Raw genomic sequence first — 18,651 nt, 5'->3', positions numbered from 1 at the left:
GTCAGCCATCAGGGCTGGCCCTGGATGACTCAAGAAACGGGGCCTGCGATGGAATGGCTTGGTCTGCATTTTTTTACCGAGCTCCCCGAAGGCGGGCAGGTATTACTCACCTGCAGCCACAACCCCGTGCTGGTGATCCTCGCCTATCTGGTGGCCTGCGCTGGCAGCTTCGCCACCCTGGACATGGCCGAACGGGTGCGCCACGTCGACCTGGCAGCCGCCCAGCAACGCTGGCGCTGGATCGGCGCCTTCTGCCTGGCCGGCGGCATCTGGGCCATGCATTTCATTGGCATGCTGGCACTGCAAATCCCCATCGAAACCCATTACGACCTGCCGATGACCCTACTGTCGCTGCTGATCGCGGTGATTGCATCCTGGCTGGCGATGAAGACCCTCAGCCATACCCAGCTGCAACTGTGGCGCTACCTGCTGGCGTCGATCTGGATCGGCCTGGGCATCTGCGTCATGCATTATGTCGGCATGGCGGCGATGCGCTCACAAGCCACGGCCTACTACCAACCCGACCTCTTCGGCCTGTCGATTGCCATCGCCATCAGCGCGAGCCTGGTCGCCTTGCTGCTGTCCCGCTACCTGAGCAATGGCAGCGGCATGCTCCACCAGATGCTCAAATACGCGGCCAGCCTGCTGCTGGGGGGCGGCATAGTCGCCATGCATTTCACCGGCATGTGGGCGCTGAAACTGGTGATGCCAGTGGCGGGCACGCCTTCGATAGCGGTGGATGACAACCCCTTGCAACTGGGCCTGACCATCGCCGTCATCGCCCTGTTGATCATCGGCAGCAGCATCAGCGCGGCCCTGGCGGACAAGAAACTCCAGCACAAGGAACAGGACCTGCGCCGGGTCAACACCCTGTTGAGCCAACTGGACCAGGCCCGGGTGGCGCTGCAACAGGTGGCGCATTACGACGCCCTGACCAACCTGATCAATCGTCGTGGCTTCAATCATCTGTTCGCCGAAAAGCTCATCGAAAAGACCGTGCAGGGCGGCATGCTGGCGGTGATGTTCCTCGACATCGATCACTTCAAGCGGATCAACGACAGCCTCGGCCACGATGCCGGCGACCAACTGTTGAAGGTGATTGCCGGCCACATCAAAAGCTCCACCCGCAGCCATGAAGACGTGGTGGCGCGTTTCGGTGGAGACGAGTTCTGCATCCTCATGAGCTTGAGCCACCGCGACGAAGCCCAGTACATGGCGCAACGCATCATGAACAAGATGAAAGAGCCCATCGAGCTGGCAGGAAGGCGCATGGTGATGACCACCAGCATCGGCATCAGCGTCTTTCCCGACGATGGCACAACCTGCGAAGAACTGCTCAAGCATGCCGACCTGGCGCTCTATCAATCCAAGGGCAGCGGTCGCAACAGCCTGCATTTCTTCAGCACCAACCTGAAGACCCGGGCGAGCCTGGAACTGCAACTGGAGGAAGAATTGCGCAACGCCCTGCGCCACGAAGCCGGATTGACCCTGTATTACCAACCCATCTACGACCTGGGCAGCCGCAAGGTCAGCAAGCTCGAAGCGCTGGTGCGCTGGCGGCATCCGTTGCACGGGCTGCTGGCCCCGGATCGCTTCATCGGGATCGCCGAAGCCAACGGGCTGATTGCCGAACTGGACAACTGGGTCCTGCGCAAGGCCTGCGAGGACCTGGCCGCCCTGTCCCGCCACGGCTTTGCCGAGCTGAAAATCGCGGTGAACTGCTCGGCCCTGAACCTGGCGCGGGAGGAGTTGGCCGAGGAGATCGCCAACACCCTGAGCAGCGCCGGTGTCGCGCCCCAGCGCCTGGAACTGGAAGTCACGGAAAACGCCCTGATGGGCAACATCGACAGCACCGTGGCCCTGTTGCGGCAGATCCGCAATCTTGGGGTGTCGCTGTCGATCGACGACTTCGGCACCGGTTATTCGTCCCTCGCCTACCTCAAGCGGCTACCGCTCAACACCCTGAAGATCGACCGCTCGTTCATCCAGGACGTGCCCCAGTCGACCCAGGACAAGGAAATCGTCCAGGCGATCATCGTCATGGCCCATACCCTGCGCCTGCAGGTGGTGACCGAAGGCGTCGAGAGCCTGCAGCAGTACGAGTTTCTCGCCCAGTACGGCTGCGACTTCATCCAGGGTTACCTGCTCAGCCGGGCGCTGCCCCTGGAAGAGTTGCCCGGGGTGATCGACGAGATCGAGCAGCGCATGCTGCCCGCCGTCGCCGCGGTCAGCCCTCTGACGTCGGTTCGCGATACAGGCGGATCAGGGTCGCGGGATCCTGCTCCAGATAGCCCTGGCCGCCATGCAGGCGCATCAGTTGCGCAGCCAATCCGCTGATCGGCGTGGCCGAGCCCTGCTCGCGGGAGAACTTCACCGCCCCGTCCAGATCCTTGAGCAGGGTGCGCACATGCCATTTGATCGGTTCGAAGCGGCTTTCGGCCATCTGCGGGGCGAGAATCTGCAACGGCCTGGAATCGGCGAAACCACCGGCCAGCGCCTCGGCCAGCAATGACGCATCGACCCCGGAACGCTCGGCCAGCGCCACCACTTCGGCGATCACCAGGGCATTGCAGGCGACGATCATCTGGTTGCAAGCCTTGGTCACCTGGCCGGCGCCGACGCCGCCCATATGAGTCACCCGTTGCCCCAGATTGAGCAGGACCGGGCGCACCCGTTCGATATCCGCCGCCTCGCCGCCGACCATGATTGCCAGGCTGCCGGCCTCGGCACCGGGCGTGCCGCCGGACACCGGGGCATCGACCCAGCCCATGCCGGTGCTGCTGGCCAGTTGCGCGGCCATTTCCCGGGTGGCGGTCGGCTCCAGGCTGGAAAGGTCCACCAGCAGTTGGCCGGCCCGGGCTCCCTGGGCGATACCCTCGGCACCGAACACCACCTCGCGCACCACCTCGGTATTGGCCAGGCACAGCAGCACCAGGTCCGCTGCCTCGCATAGCCGGGCCGGGGTCTGCGCCAGTCGCGCGCCCGCCTCCAGCAGCGGCGCGCATTTTTCCCGGTTGCGATTCCACACCACCAGGGGATAACCCGCCGCCAGCAGACGGCGACACATGGGCAAGCCCATCAGGCCAATACCGGCGAACCCGAGGGTGGGTAACGTTGCCATCATCTTGCCTCCTTTTGATTAAAGATCACCAAAAACTGGCCGATTTATCTGAGCTTAGGAAAGGATTCCCCCTAGCGGCCATCAGACTTATCCCTATCGCTGGGGCCAATATCGCGCTGTAAAGTCGCGAGATCCCACTTGATGGCTCTTTGATATCTTGTCACCGAGCCGACCAGTCCAGACACACGGCGCACAATGACTTCTAAAAACAATTCTGCCAACGCAGTATCCGAACTGACGCTGACCCCGGGCAGCCAGAGCTTTTCAGATTCGAAGCCATTGTCCAGCTCGCGCCCACAGGCGCCCCAGCAATACCTCTACTTCACCGAAACCAACACCGACCGCATCCTCGACAACCTCGACGGCCTGCGCGACTCGGTATTTCCCCGCGCGCCGCACCTGGAAGACGAACTCGAGGCGCGCCGCGAGCAGGAGTTTCCCTCGGTCTGCCTGATCGGCCTGGGCCGCTGCGGGTCGAACATCGCCCTGGATGTCGCGGAGCTGGTGTACAACGCCCGCAAGTTCTACCTCAACGAGTTCAACACCGACGACAAGGCCTATGCCGACAAGGGCTACAGCCCCGCCCAGTGGATCCGCCACAACCTGCGCCTGGGCCAGAGCAAGGCCAGCAAACCGGTGTTCCTGGTCGAGCCGCTGGTGATGCTGGGCGATCTGGACAAGGACATCGCCGGGCGCATCCGCTTCTCGCGCAAGGGCGAAAAAAGCGGCTTCATCCGCGACTACAGCAAAATGAAGATCATGGACCTCTCGGAAGTCCATGCCGGCGGCGCCGGCAACGCGCCGATCCTCGGCCAGTACCTGGCCAAGATCATCCTCAACAAGGACACGCAGCGCTTCTCCAGCCCCGACTGGAAAATGATCCACTCGTACCTGATCGACTCCTGCGGCATCAAGGCCAACCAGTCGCGCCTGTACTTCTCGATCTTCAGCGCCGGCGGCGGTACCGGTTCGGGCATGGCCTCGGAGTTCGGCCTGGCCCAGCAGTACTCGTACATGAACAAGACGTTCGACACCAAGCCGATCGACGAGCACGACAGCAAGAGCGGCCACTCCTTCGTCTTCGAGCCGATCTTCACCAGTGGCATCTGCGTACTGCCGAACATCTCCGATCACCGCAGCGAAATGTCCGAAGCGTTGCACATCAACGCCGGACGCTTGCTGTGCAAATACCTGTCGGAAGAATGGGACTTCTCCTACAACTTCGATAACGAAGACAGCAGCGAAGCCAGCGTCATGGGGCGTATCCGCCCATGGAACGCGATGATGCTGATTTCCAACGACATCATGCGCTATGCCGAAGAGAGCGATGACGGCAACATCCAGAACATCGACGTCAACGCCATGGAGAAGCACGCCAACCAGTACATCTCCCAGCAGATCTTCAACATCCTCACTGCCCAGGCGGTGACCACCGACTACGACCAGAACTACTTCCGCCGCGCCGGCATCGACATCGGCGAGACCATCCGCCTGGATGCCAACGACCTGTTCATGAGCCTGGCCGGCCCGGTGGCGATCGCCTATGCCGAGTCCGTGGTCCCGGAAACCCCGGTGCCGAGCGGCGACAAGTTCAAGGTGTTCGAGAAAGAGCCGCAGCGCCTGAACATCGACGACCTGTTCTTCCGCTCCATCGACCTGCCGCACTTCAACAAGGTGACCCAGGCCATCGAAGGCATCAGCCTGCTGCCGATCGAGTCCAAGCGTTATCGCGCGGCGCTGGAGCAATACAAGGCATCCGGTTACGACGCCGCCGCGCTGCACGACCTGCACTTCTTCAAGAACTGCTCGTCGGTGGTGTCGATCGTCTCCCTGCCCAAGGACTACAAGCTGTCGTACATGGACCTGAACCGGCTCAAGACCCACCTCAACAGCCTGTTCCCCAATACCACCCTCAAGCGTTACGCCCTGGTGATCGGCGCTTCGGCCAACCTGTCGCTGACCACCCTGATCGCCAAGAGCCCGTGCCTGTCGGACGACTTCCTGACCCTGATCGTGGCCTTTATCAAGCGTTGCTTCGCCCGCAACCCGTACCGCTTCGACGAGACCCTGGACAACTCGATCCTCGACTTCATCGTCAGCGAGGCATTCGATGAAAGCCGCATCGACGAGTTGCTCAACGAGTTCGAGAACCCGGCGAAGATCCTCGATACCAACTGGTACGCGATCAAGCCGATGTACGAGAAGAAGTACCGCGAGCTGATCAACGATAAGGACAAGTTCGTCTCGATCAACGACATCCGCCTGTCCCGCGATTGCGTGAAGAAAGCCATCAAGTACCTGCGCGAGATCTACCGCCACCGCATCGGCAAGACCAAGGTGATCTCGCTGAACAACCATACGGGCAGGACGGCTTACTAACAGCTGCCCCCCTCACCTGTAGGAACAGCGGGTCGACGCTCGATTGCTCGCGATCAGCGGCATCGAGCTGAAGCGATGTCGACTAGGCTGGACGCCATCGCGAGCAAGCTTCGCTCCAGGGGAAATGGCGTTTACAGGGAAGTGATGTTAATCCCCTGAAACAATCAGGCAGCCCTCGGGCTGCCTTGCAAACTGTTCCCATTCCGCTTACGTCACCGTCAGCCTGAAATGGGTGGGGCCTTTCTCCACGGGCAACTTGCCAGCACTCTGATCGCGGTTACTCGGCTACACACTTTTAGCCGGAAAAACCAGGCACTATTTTGGTGCTCAATCTTCGCCCTGCGCCCTTTCCTGGACCAGAATCCACGGCGAAACCACCACCGCCCACAGCAGCGGATCGCGCTCCACCAGATCCAGCGCCCGCGTCGCAGACACCTTGCCCACCTTCTCGGCGGCCAGCCAGGCAGAGACTTTCTCGGCCTGGTTCTCGGCCATGGCCTCGGCTGCCTCGATCAAATCCAGGCTGGCGTCGACCCACAATAGGGCACCCTTGGCGAAGAACGGTTCCAGCTCCTTCCAGGTAATGGATGCGGTTTCACCAAGCAGCTTGGCATAGAGGGTGCTAGGTTCTTGAGTCATGGGCCTGTCCCGAAAAGAAATCGGCGCAATGATAACGTCGGTGCTCTGGCAGACAAACCCGGTTGCAATTGCGTCAACGATAGAGAAGTGCAGGAGAGCCAGGGATTGCTCGCTGAATACGGTCAAAACCCCGCCGCGATTCTGTCTTTTTCTTTCAATAAAGCGACACCCCCTGATTTTGCCCCCTGGCGCCAGCTTCCCAGGCTAACAATCGGCGCTCTACACTGTACCGGTACAGTTGCCGGGGGCATTTTCCGGGGATATCCAAGAGATATCTGACCCGGTTCTGCTGCTACGGCGCCAGGACTATAAAAATTACAACAGTAAGAGTGGAGCACTATGAATAAGGCTACTAAGCAGATTTCCAAACTGTTTGCCGCTATGGTTCTGGCCGGAGTCGCCAGCCATTCGTTCGCAGCTGACACCATCAAGATCGGCATCGCCGGCCCCAAGACCGGCCCTGTAGCCCAGTACGGCGACATGCAGTTCAGTGGCGCCAAAATGGCCATCGAACAAATCAACGCCAAGGGCGGCGTCGATGGCAAGCAGCTCCAGGCCGTCGAATACGATGATGCCTGCGATCCGAAACAAGCCGTCGCCGTAGCCAACAAAGTCGTCAACGACGGCGTCAAGTTCGTGATCGGTCACCTGTGCTCCAGCTCCACTCAACCGGCTTCGGACATCTACGAAGACGAAGGCGTGGTCATGATCACCCCCGCCGCCACCAGCCCGGACATCACCACCCGTGGTTACAAGATGGTGTTCCGCACCATCGGCCTGGACAGCGCCCAGGGCCCTGCCGCCGGCAACTACATCGCCGACCACGTGAAGCCGAAAATCGTTGCCGTGCTGCACGACAAGCAGCAGTACGGTGAAGGCATCGCCACCGCCGTGAAGCAGACCCTCGAGAAGAAAGGCACCAAGGTTGCCGTGTTCGAAGGCATCAACGCCGGCGACAAAGACTTCTCCTCGATGATCGCCAAGCTCAAGCAAGCCAACGTCGACTTCGTCTACTACGGCGGCTACCACCCGGAGCTGGGCCTGATCCTGCGCCAAGCCCAGGAAAAAGGCCTGAAAGCCAAGTTCATGGGTCCGGAAGGCGTGGGTAACGACTCCATTTCGCAGATCGCCAAGGACGCTTCCGAAGGCCTGCTGGTGACCCTGCCGAAATCCTTCGACCAGGATCCGGCCAACGTAGCCCTGGCGGATGCCTTCAAGGCCAAGAAAGAAGACCCGAGCGGTCCGTTCGTGTTCCCTTCCTACTCGGCTGTCCAAGTGATTGCCGAAGGCATCAAGGCCGCCAAGTCCGAAGACGCCACCAAAGTGGCCGAAGCCATCCACGCCGGTACGTTCAAGACCCCGACCGGCGACCTGAGCTTCGACACCAAGGGCGACCTGAAAGACTTCAAGTTCGTGGTCTACGAGTGGCACTTCGGCAAACCTAAAACCGAAGTCTCGCCTCAATAAGGCCCTGTCTGACTGACTGCCAATAAAGCCCACGGCGTGCCGTGGGCTTTGTTTTGCGAACGTATTGGGCCTGTTTTCCGTGATCCGGAAGCCCGCCCACCTGAAAATCTCAAAACCGTCATCAGCGGTTCGCTGGCAAAACCTGACCCGAAGTGGATGCAGATCCACGGGGCACAGGCGGGAAAATGACTCCACCAGTGAAATGCGTATCAGGTTTTTAGGAGCGCTGTAATGCCTGACCTCTATCACTTTTTCCAACAGCTGGTTAACGGTCTCACCGTTGGCAGCACGTATGCCCTGATCGCCATCGGCTATACGATGGTTTACGGCATCATTGGAATGATCAACTTCGCCCACGGCGAGGTGTACATGATCGGTTCCTATGTGGCGTTCATTGCCATCGCGGGCCTGACCATGATGGGACTCGACAGTGTCCCGCTCTTGATGACCGCGGCCTTCATCGCGACCATCGTCGTTACCAGTGCCTACGGCTACAGCATCGAACGGATCGCCTACCGCCCCCTGCGCGGCAGCAACCGTCTGATCCCGCTGATCTCGGCCATCGGCATGTCGATCTTCCTGCAGAACACGGTTCTGCTGGCGCAAGACTCCAAGGACAAATCCATCCCCAACCTGATCCCGGGCAACTTCTCCATCGGGCCAGGTGGCGCACATGAAGTGCTGATCTCCTACATGCAAATCGTGGTGTTCGTGGTGACCCTGATCGCCATGCTCGGCCTGACCCTGTTCATCTCCCGTTCCCGCCTGGGCCGCGCCTGCCGTGCCTGCGCCGAGGACATCAAGATGGCCAACCTGCTGGGTATCAACACCAACAACATCATCGCCCTGACCTTCGTGATCGGTGCCGCGCTGGCGGCGATCGCGGCCGTGCTGCTGAGCATGCAATACGGTGTGATCAACCCCAACGCCGGCTTCCTGGTCGGTCTCAAGGCCTTTACCGCCGCGGTACTGGGCGGCATCGGCAGCATTCCGGGCGCCATGCTGGGCGGCCTGGTACTTGGGGTGGCGGAAGCCTTCGGTGCCGATATCTTCGGCGACCAGTACAAGGACGTCGTGGCGTTCGGCCTGCTGGTTCTGGTGTTGTTGTTCCGGCCAACCGGCCTGCTGGGCCGTCCGGAGGTTGAGAAAGTATGACTAGGAATCTTCGACAGGCGTTCTTCAGCGCCTTGCTGGTGTGGGCCGTCGCCTACCCGATACTCGGTTTGAAACTGACCATCGTCGGCATCAACCTGGAAGTCCATGGCACCAGCCCCACCACCCTGATGATCATCGCCGCGTGTTCGGTGCTGATGTTCCTGCGGGTGCTGTTCGACCAGCAGATCAGCGCGGCCTGGAAGTCCTCGCCCAACATGCCGGTGATCCCGGCCAAGGCCAGTAACTTCCTGACCCTGCCGACCACCCAGCGCTGGATCATCATTGCGTTGATCATCGGTGCGCTGGTCTGGCCGTTCTTCGGCTCCCGCGGCGCGGTGGACATCGCCACCCTGGTGCTGATCTACGTGATGCTCGGCCTGGGCCTGAACATCGTGGTCGGCCTGGCCGGCCTGCTGGACCTGGGGTACGTCGGCTTCTACGCCGTGGGCGCCTACAGCTACGCGCTGCTGTCGCACTACTACGGCTTGAGCTTCTGGATCTGCCTGCCTATCGCCGGCCTGATGGCGGCCACTTTCGGCTTCCTGCTGGGCTTCCCGGTATTGCGCCTGCGCGGTGACTACCTGGCGATCGTGACCCTGGGCTTCGGCGAGATCATCCGCTTGTTCCTGCGTAACCTGACCGACCTCACCGGTGGTCCGAACGGTATCAGCAACATCGATAAACCGACGTTCTTCGGCCTGACCTTCGAACGCCGGGCCGCCGAGGGCATGCAGACCTTCCACGAGTACTTCGGCATCGAATACAACTCGATCAACAAGGTGATCTTCCTCTACCTGGTCGCGCTGTTGCTGGCGCTGTTCGCCCTGTTCGTCATCAACCGCTTGCTGCGCATGCCCCTGGGACGTGCCTGGGAAGCGCTGCGTGAAGACGAAATCGCCTGCCGCGCACTGGGCCTGAACCCGACCGTGATCAAGCTGTCGGCCTTCACCCTGGGTGCCTGCTTCGCCGGTTTCGCCGGTAGCTTCTTCGCCGCGCGCCAGGGTCTGGTGACACCGGAGTCCTTCACCTTCATCGAGTCCGCGACCATCCTCGCCATCGTCGTGCTGGGCGGCATGGGCTCGCAGTTGGGCGTGGTCCTGGCGGCCACCGTGATGATCCTGCTGCCTGAACTGATGCGCGAATTCAGCGAATACCGCATGTTGATGTTCGGCGCCATGATGGTGCTGATGATGATCTGGCGTCCTCAAGGCCTGCTGCCCATGCAACGTCCCCACATGGAGCTGCGCAAATGAGCCGTGAGATCCTCAAAGTAACGGGCCTGAGCATGCGCTTTGGCGGCCTGCTGGCGGTCAACGGCGTGGCCCTGACCGTCAAAGAGAAACAAGTGGTGTCGATGATCGGCCCGAACGGCGCCGGCAAGACCACGGTGTTCAACTGCCTGACCGGTTTCTACCAGCCCACCGCCGGCAGCATCCTGCTCGACGGCGAGCCGATCCAGGGCCTGCCCGGCCACAAGATCGCCCTCAAGGGTGTGGTGCGCACCTTCCAGAACGTGCGGCTGTTCAAGGACATGACCGCGGTCGAGAACCTGTTGATCGCGCAGCACCGTCACCTGAACACCAACTTCCTGGCCGGCCTGTTCAAGACCCCGGCGTTCCGCAAGAGCGAGCGCGAGGCCATGGAATACGCCGAGTACTGGCTGGAAAAGGTCAACCTCAAGGAGTTCGCCAACCGTCCCGCCGGCACCCTGGCCTACGGTCAGCAACGGCGCCTGGAAATCGCCCGCTGCATGATGACCCGTCCGCGGATCCTCATGCTCGACGAACCGGCCGCCGGCCTCAACCCGCGGGAAACCGAAGACCTCAAGGCGCTGATCGGCGTGTTGCGCGAAGAGCACAACGCCACGGTGCTGCTGATCGAACACGACATGAAGCTGGTCATGAGCATTTCCGACCACATCGTCGTGATCAACCAGGGCACGCCCCTGGCCGACGGCACGCCGGAACAGATCCGCGACAATCCTGAAGTGATCAAAGCCTACCTGGGGGAAGCGTAAATGCTGCAGTTCGAAAACGTTTCCACCTTCTACGGCAAGATCCAGGCGCTGCACAGCGTCAACGTCGAGATCCGCCAGGGCGAGATCGTCACCTTGATCGGTGCCAACGGCGCCGGCAAATCCACCCTGCTGATGACCCTCTGCGGTTCGCCGCAGGCCCACAGCGGCAGCATCCGTTACCTGGGTGAGGAACTGGTGGGGCAAACCTCGGCGCAGATCATGCGCAAGAGCATTGCCGTGGTGCCGGAAGGTCGTCGGGTGTTCGCCCGCCTGACCGTGGAGGAGAACCTGGCCATGGGCGGGTTCTTCACCGACAAGGGCGATTACCAGGAGCAGATGGACAAGGTCCTGGGCCTGTTCCCGCGTCTCAAGGAGCGCTTCAACCAGCGCGGCGGCACCATGTCCGGCGGCGAACAGCAGATGCTCGCCATCGGCCGCGCGCTGATGAGCAAGCCCAAGCTGTTGCTGCTCGACGAACCGTCCCTGGGCCTGGCGCCGATCATCATCCAGCAGATCTTCGACATCATCGAACAGCTGCGCCGTGACGGCGTGACGGTGTTCCTGGTGGAACAGAACGCCAACCAGGCGCTGAAGATCGCCGACCGTGCCTATGTACTGGAAAACGGCCGGGTGGTGATGCAAGGCACCGGCGAAGCCCTGCTGACCGACCCCAAGGTGCGCGAAGCCTATCTGGGCGGCTGAGCACTTGCTGCAAACAAGAACGGCCCTGCGGGGCCGTTTTTTACGCCTGGAAATCGCCCCTCCTGTAGCCGCTGCCGCAGGCTGCGATCGGGGCAACGCCCCGCACAGGCTGACCACTCGGAAGGCTCGGTACACCGTGCTGCCAGTGATTGCGCCGGCTTCGCCGTCGATCGCAGCCTGCGGCAGCGGCTACAGAAAAATTTCCACCGCGGCTTGTAACAAACCCCAGCGACCTTTCTCTAGAGGGGTAAGCAGGCACGAATGCCTGCCTACCCACTACCTTTTCTGGAGAAACACCATGACCGCTACCACTCGCACCCTGTCCGCCGCCGCCCTGGCCCTGGCCCTCGGTTCTGCCTTGAGCATCGCCGCGCTGCCGACCACCGCCCAGGCCGCCGACGACATGGAGAAATGCTTTGGCGTCGCCATGAAGGGCAAGAACGATTGCGCGGCAGGCGCGGGCACCACTTGTGCCGGTACCGCCAAGGTCGACCACCAGGCCAACGCCTGGAAGCTGGTTCCTAAAGGTACCTGCGAGAAAACCGCCAGCAGCACCTCGCCTACCGGTTTCGGCCAACTGCAAGCCTACAAAGCCAAGTCGTAAGCAACCTGCCTGAGTGTCGATGATGAACATGGCCGTACCACTCCCCCTCCATCCCGCCACTCAGGCGACCGTCTCCAGCCTGCCGCAACGCGCCGGGCTGGGGCTCAAGACCGAGCACTTTCGCCAGGTCCTGAAGGAACAGCCCGATATCGGCTTCTTTGAAGTCCATGCGGAAAACTACATGGTCGCTGGCGGGCCGTTCCATCACTACCTGGGGCTGATCCGCGAACAGTATCCGCTGTCGCTGCACGGCGTCGGCCTGTCGATCGGTGCCGAAGGTCCGCTGGACCAACAGCACCTGAAACGCCTGGCCGTGCTGATCGAGCGGTATCAACCCCAGTCCTTTTCCGAACACCTGGCCTGGTCCAGCCATGGCCCGGTGTTTCTCAATGACCTGCTGCCCCTGGCCTATGACCGGCCGACCCTGAACCGCGTCTGCGAACACATCGACCAGGTGCAGAGCACATTGCGCCGCCCCATGCTGCTGGAGAATCCCGCGACCTACCTGGAGTTTCGCCAGTCGAGCATGGACGAGGCCGAATTCATCCGCGAGGTGATACGCCGCACCGGCTGCGGCCTGTTGCTGGACGTGAACAATGTCTACGTGTCGTGCATCAACCACCGGCGCGACCCGCTGGCCTATATCGATGCCCTGCCGCTGCACGCGGTGGGCGAGATCCACCTGGCCGGGTTTGCCGAAGACACCGACAGCCTGGGCGACCGGCTGTTGATCGACGATCACGGCGCGCCGATCGATAACGCCGTATGGGCGCTGTACCTGCGGCTGCTGGAACGGATCGGAGCGACCGCGACCCTGATCGAGCGCGACAACCAGGTGCCGGCGTTTTCCGTGCTGCACGCTGAAGTACGCCAGGCGGATGAGCTGCTGCAATGCGCCAGGAGGCTGCCGTGAACACACAAGCCAGCTTCGCCAGCGCCCTGTTCGACTCCGAGCAACCCTGCCCTGCGGACCTGTACTGCGGCAACGGCGCCGACCCGGCCAGCCGCTTCGCGGTGTACCGCAACAATGTGCAGAGCTCGTTGATCAACGCCCTAGCCGATGCCTATCCGGTGGTGGCGCAACTGGTGGGCGATGAGTTCTTCCGGGCCATGGCCGCGCTCTACGTCAGGCGCTTCCCGCCCACCAGCGCCGTGCTCAGCGACTATGGCCATGACTTCGCCGACTTCATCGGCGGTTTCCCTCCCGCCGCCGGCGTGCCTTACCTGGCCGATGTCGCGCGCCTGGAGCGCCTGCGGGTCACCGCCTACCATGCCGCCGACGCCTGCCCGGTGCCACTGGCGCAACTCGCAACGGCCATGGCCGAGCCGCAAACGCTGGGGCAATTGCGCCTGGAACTGCATCCCTCGCTCGGCCTGCTGAACTCGCCCTATCCGGTGGTCGATGTATGGGCCGCCCACCAGGGCGATGGCGACTGGCAAGGCGTCGACCTAAAGAGCATCGACCTGTGCCAAGGACAAAGCGCCCTGGTACTGCGTCATGAGCTGGAGGTCGAGGTGTTCGCCATCGACGCCGGGGTCGCCTGCTTCATCCACGCCCTGCGCCACTCGCAGCCACTGCAAGCCGCAGCGGCCAATGCCTTGGCTGTCGATCCGGCGTTCGAGCCGAGCCAAGCCCTGGCGCTGCTGATCGGTCGCGGCGCCATCACTCGCCTGTCCCCCCATTCCGAGGTCTGAACATGCACACCCACTGCACCAATCACCACCCGCTCACCCATGGGGTGAACCGGCTCATCCAGCTGCTGGAGCGTATTCCCCACAGCCTGATCGCCTTTATCGCGCGCTTCTCCATTGCCGCGGTGTTCTGGAAGTCCGGCCAGACCAAAATCGAGGGCCTGGCCATCGACCTGTTCTCCGGGACGTTCGAGTTCGGCATGCCGCGCCTGGCCGACTCGACCATTCCGCTGTTCCAGAGCGAGTATCAGGTACCGCTGCTCTCCCCCGAACTGGCCGCGCACCTGGCGGCATTCGCCGAGCATCTGTTCCCGCTGCTGCTCCTGGTCGGTTTCGCCACGCGCTTCTCGGCCCTGGCGCTGCTGGGCATGACCCTGACCATCCAGCTGTTCGTCTACCCCGACGCCTACCCGACCCACGGCACCTGGGCGGCGGTGCTGCTGTACCTGATGGCCCGCGGCCCCGGCAAGTTGTCCATCGACCACCTGATCGCCCGCCGCTATCGCTAGACGCCGCTGTAGCGCTGTAGCCGCTGCCGCAGGCTGCGATCGGCCCCGAAGGGGACGCAAGGTCTTGAGATCGCTAAAGGCCTTCGGCCTTATCGCAGCCTGCGGCAGCGGCTACAGGCGCAAACCGTCAGGTCAAAGGCGATCCAGCGCTTCGCCGCTGCGTTTGAACCAGCCGATCAGGTAATCGGCCAGGACCTGGGTACGCCTGGGCAACCCGCCCTGATACGGATGCACCAGGTACATCGGCATGCTGCGGGTCTGGTAATCGCGCAGCAGCCCGCGCAAACGCCCGTCGGCCAGTTCCGCCTGCAGCAGGTAGGACGGTAGTCGGGCGATCCCCGCCCCCACCAGCGCGGCCTTTTTCAGCAGGTTGTAGTGATTGCTGGCGAAAGGTCCCGAAACCCGTACCCGAAACAGTTCGTGCTGCTGGTGATAGAGCCACTCCTCACGGCCGCTGTAATGGCTGTTGAGCAGGCAGCGATGCTCGGCCAGGTCCCTGGGCGCCTGTGGCTCGCCATACTGTTCCAGGTAAACCGGGCTGGCGCAGGTCATCTCGTGCCAGGCCAGCAGCGGCCTGGCCACCAGTCGTTGGTCATTGGCCACTTCCGAACGGATCGCCAGGTCGAAACCGTCCCGGGACAGATCGCGGTAGTTGTTGTTCAGCTCCAGCTCGATCTGCACCTCGGGGTACTGCCGGGAAAACTCCAGCAGCAGGCCTTCGAAGAAGGTCTCGCCCAGGGACACCGGCACCGTCAGCCGCACCGGCCCGGCCATGTCGTCCTTGAGCCGCGCCAGCGCCTGGCGCGCCCGCTCGACCTGGACCAGCAGCGCCTGGGCCTGGGGCAACAAGGCGGCGCCCGCCGCGGTCAGGCTCAAGCGCCGTGTGGTGCGCTGCAACAGCACCACCGCGAACTGCGTCTCCAGGGCGCTGATGCGCTTGGACAATTGCCCCTTGCTGCACCCCAGTTGCTGGGCGGCCAGGGTGAAACTGCCGGCCTCGATCAGCACAGCGAACGCCGCCAAGTCATCCATCTCGCTCATGGATTGTTTCCATTTGAAAACCAAAGGTTGCCCATTAGCGCGCTAATCAACAAGAAAAACCAGCACTAGACTGCAACCTCGTTCAACCCACGCGAGGAACAACCCCATGAAAATTCTTCTGATCGGCGCCAACGGCACCATTGGTTCGGCCGTCGACAAAGAGCTGTCGCAACGCCATGAAATCATCCGCATCGGCCGCAACAGCGGTGATTTCCAGGTGGATATCAGCGACAGCGCCTCGATCCGCGCACTCTTCGAGCAAACCGGCACATTCGACGCACTGATCTGCGCCGCGGGCAATGTCACCTTCGCGCCGCTGGGCGAGATGAGCGCCCAGCACTTCGCCCTGGGCCTGCAGGACAAGCTGATGGGCCAGGTCAACCTGCTGCTGATTGGCCGCGAGTTCGCCAACGACGGCGCCTCGTTCACCTTCACCTCCGGCATCCTCAACCGCGACCCGATCCGCAGTGGCGCCTCGGCGGCCCTGGTCAACGGCGCCATCGACGGCTTCGTCCGCGCCGCCGCCATCGAACTGCCACGCGGCCTGCGGGTGAACTCGGTGAGCCCGACCGTGCTGGAAGAAGCCATGGACAGCTACGCCCCGTACTTCCGTGGCTACAAACCGGTTCCCGGCGCCGATGTGGCGCTGGCCTACGCCAAGAGCGTGGAAGGCCTGCAGACTGGCCAGACCTATATCGTCGGCTGACCCACACCTCTGCAGGAGCGAAGCTTGCTCGCGATAACATTGCACCCGGCATGCCGCAGCGCCTGGATCGCCGGCAAGCCTGGCTCCTACAGAGACAGGAGTGGATCCAGGGTTGTGATGAACGGTCAGGCTGCGTAACGTGGCGGCACTTGATTGGAGACCCGACGATGCGTGCCGCCCGTTCCCTTGTTTGTATTGCCCTGCTCCCCCTGTTTGCCGGTTGCCAGATGCTGTCGGTGTTCGATGGCCAGTCCCGGACGCAGTCCCAGGCCGGCCAGACCCGCATGCAGGGCACACTGACCGCCGCCGACGGCCAGTTGCTGTTCAAGCCCTGCGTCGGCGAGCAGCGTTATGTGGTCAAGGACAACGGCGGTACCAGCATCCTCCAGGAAGCCGCCAGCCTGGCCGACCAGCAGGGCACGCTGTTCGCCGACCTGCGCGGGCATTTCTCCCCGAGCAAGTCCGGCGGCGCCGACAGTGAAGTGGCGCTGAGCCAGCTGTACCGCGTCGAACGCTCGAACGACGCCTGCCGCGATCCCGACTTCCCGCGCCTGATCCTGCGGGCCAGTGGCAAGGCCCCGGACTGGAACGTCGACGTCAGCGCCAAGGGCATGCGCATCGAACGCGCCGGCCAGCCGGCGCTGGCGCTGCCCTACCTGGAAGAGCAACTGGGCGACGGCCGTTTCAACCTCAGCAGCGAAGCCAACAACCGCCACGTCGAACTCTGGGTCGCGCCGCAGCGCTGCGTGGACAGCAAGACCGGCAGCGTGCAGCACCTGACGGCGGAACTGCGGGTCGATGGCCAGGTCCAGCGCGGTTGCGCCTATTTCGGCGGCTCGCGCAGCGACTGAGGCGACGGGCAACCGTTTTAACCTCACGGGGTCCGGGCTTTGCGGCTTATAATCGCCGGTTTGTAAAACCGCCCTGACGCATTGGTGCGTCCCGCGAACCGGACCCTGTCATGTTACGAATCACCGAACTCAAGCTGCCGATCGACCATCCCGATGAAGACCTGCGCCCTGCCATCCTGCAGCGCCTGGGCATCGCCAGCGAGGACCTGCTCGACTTCACCCTGTTCAAGCGCAGCTACGACGCGCGCAAGAAGTCGTCCGAGCTGTGCTTCATCTACACCCTCGATCTGAAGGTGCGCGACGAGGCCAGGCTGCTGCACAAGTTCGCCGACGACCGTAACGTCAACCCGGCGCCGGATGTCAGCTATAAAGTCGTCGGCCAGGCGCCCGCCGACCTGGAACAGCGCCCGATCGTGGTGGGTTTCGGCCCCTGCGGGATTTTCGCCGGCCTGCTGCTGGCGCAGATGGGCTTCAAGCCGATCATCCTCGAGCGTGGCAAGGAAGTGCGCCAGCGCACCAAGGACACCTGGGGCCTGTGGCGCAAAAGTGTGCTCAACCCGGAATCCAACGTGCAATTCGGCGAAGGCGGCGCGGGGACCTTCTCCGACGGCAAGCTGTACAGCCAGATCAAGGACCCGAAACACCACGGCCGCAAGGTCCTGCACGAGTTCGTCAAGGCCGGCGCGCCGGAAGAGATCCTCTACGTCAGCAAGCCGCACATCGGCACCTTCCGCCTGACCGGCGTGGTCGAGAACATGCGCCAGCAGATCATCGCCCTGGGCGGTGAAGTGCGCTTCGAGCAACGGGTGACCGACGTGCTGATCGAAGACGGCCAGCTGGTCGGCGTCGAGCTCAACAGCGGCGAACAGATTCACTCGAAACACGTGATCCTGGCCCTCGGCCACAGCGCCCGCGACACCTTCCGCATGCTCCACGGCCGTGGCGTGTACATGGAGGCCAAGCCGTTCTCCGTGGGTTTCCGCATCGAACACCCGCAGTCGTTGATCGACAGCGCACGCCTGGGCAAGTACGCCGGTCACCCGAAGCTCGGCGCCGCCGACTACAAACTGGTGCACCACGCGAAGAACGGCCGTTCGGTCTACAGCTTCTGCATGTGCCCGGGCGGCACCGTGGTGGCGGCGACCTCCGAGCCAAACCGCGTGGTCACCAACGGCATGAGCCAGTACTCGCGCAACGAGCGCAACGCCAACTCCGGCATCGTGGTCGGCATCACCCCGGAAGTGGACTACCCGGGCGGCCCGCTGGCCGGTATCGAGCTGCAGGAACGCCTGGAATCCCACGCCTTCGTGCTCGGTGGCAGCAACTACGAAGCCCCGGCGCAACTGGTCGGCGACTTCATTGCCGGCAAGCCGTCCACCGCCCTGGGCAGCGTCGAGCCGTCCTACAAGCCGGGCGTCGCCCTGGGTGACCTGGCCCTGGCCCTGCCGGACTTCGCCATCGAGGCGATCCGCGAAGCGCTGCCGGCCTTCGAGCGGCAGATCAAGGGTTACTCCCTGCACGACGCGGTGCTGACCGGGATCGAGACCCGCACCTCGTCGCCGCTGCGCATTACCCGCGACGAATCGATGCAGAGCCTGAACGTGAAAGGCCTGTACCCGGCCGGTGAAGGCGCCGGTTATGCCGGCGGCATTCTGTCGGCCGGTGTCGACGGGATCCGCATCGCCGAAGCGGTGGCGCGCAATATCCTCGGGATCGAGGCGTAAAAAAGCCTCCAGGGGTAGCCCCCTTGTAGGAGCGAGCTTGCTCG

17 protein-coding genes are annotated in these 18,651 nt (G+C 62.7%); 14 read left to right on the top strand and 3 right to left on the bottom strand.

Features of this window, described 5'->3' with window-relative positions; translation table 11 throughout:
* Window positions 1–48 precede the first annotated feature (48 nt).
* Window positions 49–2,337: a putative bifunctional diguanylate cyclase/phosphodiesterase gene (locus PMI20_RS09855; RefSeq protein WP_037034839.1), complete on the top strand. Its 2,289-nt coding sequence runs from the start codon at window positions 49–51 to the stop codon at window positions 2,335–2,337.
* On the opposite strand, the gene PMI20_RS09850 is transcribed toward PMI20_RS09855, so the two are convergent.
* Window positions 2,228–3,124: an NAD(P)-dependent oxidoreductase gene (locus PMI20_RS09850; RefSeq protein WP_007926611.1), complete on the bottom strand. Its 897-nt coding sequence runs from the start codon at window positions 3,122–3,124 to the stop codon at window positions 2,228–2,230. The genes PMI20_RS09855 and PMI20_RS09850 overlap by 110 nt on opposite strands.
* A 192-nt stretch (window positions 3,125–3,316) precedes the next feature.
* Between PMI20_RS09850 and PMI20_RS09845 the strand changes: the two genes are divergently transcribed.
* Window positions 3,317–5,500, top strand: a complete 2,184-nt coding sequence (locus tag PMI20_RS09845) for a hypothetical protein (protein ID WP_007926612.1) — start codon at window positions 3,317–3,319, stop codon at window positions 5,498–5,500.
* A 327-nt stretch (window positions 5,501–5,827) separates the two neighbouring features.
* Here the strand turns inward: PMI20_RS09845 and PMI20_RS09840 are convergent, their stop codons facing one another.
* Window positions 5,828–6,139, bottom strand: a complete 312-nt coding sequence (locus tag PMI20_RS09840; RefSeq protein WP_007926613.1) for a DUF2288 domain-containing protein — start codon at window positions 6,137–6,139, stop codon at window positions 5,828–5,830.
* A gap of 339 nt (window positions 6,140–6,478) precedes the next feature.
* Between PMI20_RS09840 and PMI20_RS09835 the strand changes: the two genes are divergently transcribed.
* The 9 genes from PMI20_RS09835 to PMI20_RS09795 all read left to right on the top strand — a co-directional run bounded on the left by PMI20_RS09835 (window position 6,479) and on the right by PMI20_RS09795 (window position 14,285).
* On the top strand, window positions 6,479–7,606 hold the full coding sequence (locus tag PMI20_RS09835; protein ID WP_007926614.1) for a branched-chain amino acid ABC transporter substrate-binding protein: 1,128 nt from the start codon (window positions 6,479–6,481) through the stop codon (window positions 7,604–7,606).
* A gap of 231 nt (window positions 7,607–7,837) precedes the next feature.
* Window positions 7,838–8,761, top strand: a complete 924-nt coding sequence (gene livH / locus PMI20_RS09830; RefSeq protein ID WP_007926616.1) for a high-affinity branched-chain amino acid ABC transporter permease LivH — start codon at window positions 7,838–7,840, stop codon at window positions 8,759–8,761.
* A complete protein-coding gene (locus tag PMI20_RS09825) occupies window positions 8,758–10,014 on the top strand; it encodes a high-affinity branched-chain amino acid ABC transporter permease LivM (RefSeq protein ID WP_007926619.1) in 1,257 nt (418 codons plus the stop codon). The genes livH and PMI20_RS09825 overlap by 4 nt, the downstream gene beginning before the upstream one ends.
* Window positions 10,011–10,778 carry a high-affinity branched-chain amino acid ABC transporter ATP-binding protein LivG gene (livG, locus tag PMI20_RS09820; protein ID WP_007926620.1) on the top strand — a complete coding sequence of 256 codons (768 nt, stop codon included), beginning with the start codon at window positions 10,011–10,013 and terminating at the stop codon, window positions 10,776–10,778. Before PMI20_RS09825 ends, livG begins: the two co-directional genes overlap by 4 nt.
* The gene (locus tag PMI20_RS09815; protein ID WP_007926621.1) at window positions 10,779–11,480 is read left to right on the top strand and encodes an ABC transporter ATP-binding protein; all 702 of its coding nucleotides are present in this window, start codon (window positions 10,779–10,781) and stop codon (window positions 11,478–11,480) included. It begins immediately after the preceding gene.
* Between the two features lie 298 nt (window positions 11,481–11,778).
* Window positions 11,779–12,084, top strand: coding sequence for a BufA1 family periplasmic bufferin-type metallophore (locus tag PMI20_RS09810; RefSeq protein WP_007926622.1), 306 nt, complete (start codon window positions 11,779–11,781; stop codon window positions 12,082–12,084).
* A 28-nt stretch (window positions 12,085–12,112) separates the two neighbouring features.
* The gene (gene bufB / locus PMI20_RS09805) at window positions 12,113–12,997 is read left to right on the top strand and encodes an MNIO family bufferin maturase (RefSeq protein WP_238543432.1); all 885 of its coding nucleotides are present in this window, start codon (window positions 12,113–12,115) and stop codon (window positions 12,995–12,997) included.
* Window positions 12,994–13,779 (top strand): HvfC/BufC N-terminal domain-containing protein, encoded by a 786-nt coding sequence (locus tag PMI20_RS09800; protein ID WP_037034843.1) that lies wholly within the window; start codon window positions 12,994–12,996, stop codon window positions 13,777–13,779. Before bufB ends, PMI20_RS09800 begins: the two co-directional genes overlap by 4 nt.
* Before the next feature lie 2 nt (window positions 13,780–13,781).
* Window positions 13,782–14,285 (top strand): DoxX family protein, encoded by a 504-nt coding sequence (locus tag PMI20_RS09795; protein WP_007926625.1) that lies wholly within the window; start codon window positions 13,782–13,784, stop codon window positions 14,283–14,285.
* Window positions 14,286–14,417: 132 nt separating this feature from the next.
* Here the strand turns inward: PMI20_RS09795 and PMI20_RS09790 are convergent, their stop codons facing one another.
* A complete protein-coding gene (locus PMI20_RS09790; RefSeq protein ID WP_007923341.1) occupies window positions 14,418–15,326 on the bottom strand; it encodes a LysR family transcriptional regulator in 909 nt (302 codons plus the stop codon).
* Window positions 15,327–15,432: 106 nt separating this feature from the next.
* Here PMI20_RS09790 and PMI20_RS09785 point away from each other — a divergent pair, with 106 nt between their 5' ends.
* The 3 genes from PMI20_RS09785 to PMI20_RS09775 all read left to right on the top strand — a co-directional run bounded on the left by PMI20_RS09785 (window position 15,433) and on the right by PMI20_RS09775 (window position 18,607).
* Window positions 15,433–16,032, top strand: coding sequence for a short chain dehydrogenase (locus PMI20_RS09785; protein ID WP_007923343.1), 600 nt, complete (start codon window positions 15,433–15,435; stop codon window positions 16,030–16,032).
* 167 nt (window positions 16,033–16,199) lie between these two features.
* Window positions 16,200–16,883 (top strand): COG3650 family protein, encoded by a 684-nt coding sequence (locus PMI20_RS09780; RefSeq protein ID WP_007923345.1) that lies wholly within the window; start codon window positions 16,200–16,202, stop codon window positions 16,881–16,883.
* Window positions 16,884–16,993: 110 nt separating this feature from the next.
* Window positions 16,994–18,607, top strand: coding sequence for an NAD(P)/FAD-dependent oxidoreductase (locus tag PMI20_RS09775; protein ID WP_007923351.1), 1,614 nt, complete (start codon window positions 16,994–16,996; stop codon window positions 18,605–18,607).
* Window positions 18,608–18,651: the final 44 nt, after the last annotated feature.

The organism is Pseudomonas sp. GM17 (assembly GCF_000282175.2).
In the GTDB taxonomy this organism is placed as follows: Bacteria; Pseudomonadota; Gammaproteobacteria; order Pseudomonadales; family Pseudomonadaceae; genus Aquipseudomonas; species Aquipseudomonas chlororaphis.
This window is presented reverse-complemented; position numbering and strand designations above follow the sequence as displayed.

Coding starts and splice junctions, on each gene's coding strand:
- PMI20_RS09855 (WP_037034839.1), top strand. CDS start 49: ATGGAATGGCTTGGTCTGCATTTTTTTACCGAGCTCCCCGAAGGCGGG.
- PMI20_RS09850 (WP_007926611.1), bottom strand. CDS start 3,124: ATGATGGCAACGTTACCCACCCTCGGGTTCGCCGGTATTGGCCTGATG.
- PMI20_RS09845 (WP_007926612.1), top strand. CDS start 3,317: ATGACTTCTAAAAACAATTCTGCCAACGCAGTATCCGAACTGACGCTG.
- PMI20_RS09840 (WP_007926613.1), bottom strand. CDS start 6,139: ATGACTCAAGAACCTAGCACCCTCTATGCCAAGCTGCTTGGTGAAACC.
- PMI20_RS09835 (WP_007926614.1), top strand. CDS start 6,479: ATGAATAAGGCTACTAAGCAGATTTCCAAACTGTTTGCCGCTATGGTT.
- livH (WP_007926616.1), top strand. CDS start 7,838: ATGCCTGACCTCTATCACTTTTTCCAACAGCTGGTTAACGGTCTCACC.
- PMI20_RS09825 (WP_007926619.1), top strand. CDS start 8,758: ATGACTAGGAATCTTCGACAGGCGTTCTTCAGCGCCTTGCTGGTGTGG.
- livG (WP_007926620.1), top strand. CDS start 10,011: ATGAGCCGTGAGATCCTCAAAGTAACGGGCCTGAGCATGCGCTTTGGC.
- PMI20_RS09815 (WP_007926621.1), top strand. CDS start 10,779: ATGCTGCAGTTCGAAAACGTTTCCACCTTCTACGGCAAGATCCAGGCG.
- PMI20_RS09810 (WP_007926622.1), top strand. CDS start 11,779: ATGACCGCTACCACTCGCACCCTGTCCGCCGCCGCCCTGGCCCTGGCC.
- bufB (WP_238543432.1), top strand. CDS start 12,113: ATGGCCGTACCACTCCCCCTCCATCCCGCCACTCAGGCGACCGTCTCC.
- PMI20_RS09795 (WP_007926625.1), top strand. CDS start 13,782: ATGCACACCCACTGCACCAATCACCACCCGCTCACCCATGGGGTGAAC.
- PMI20_RS09790 (WP_007923341.1), bottom strand. CDS start 15,326: ATGAGCGAGATGGATGACTTGGCGGCGTTCGCTGTGCTGATCGAGGCC.
- PMI20_RS09785 (WP_007923343.1), top strand. CDS start 15,433: ATGAAAATTCTTCTGATCGGCGCCAACGGCACCATTGGTTCGGCCGTC.
- PMI20_RS09780 (WP_007923345.1), top strand. CDS start 16,200: ATGCGTGCCGCCCGTTCCCTTGTTTGTATTGCCCTGCTCCCCCTGTTT.
- PMI20_RS09775 (WP_007923351.1), top strand. CDS start 16,994: ATGTTACGAATCACCGAACTCAAGCTGCCGATCGACCATCCCGATGAA.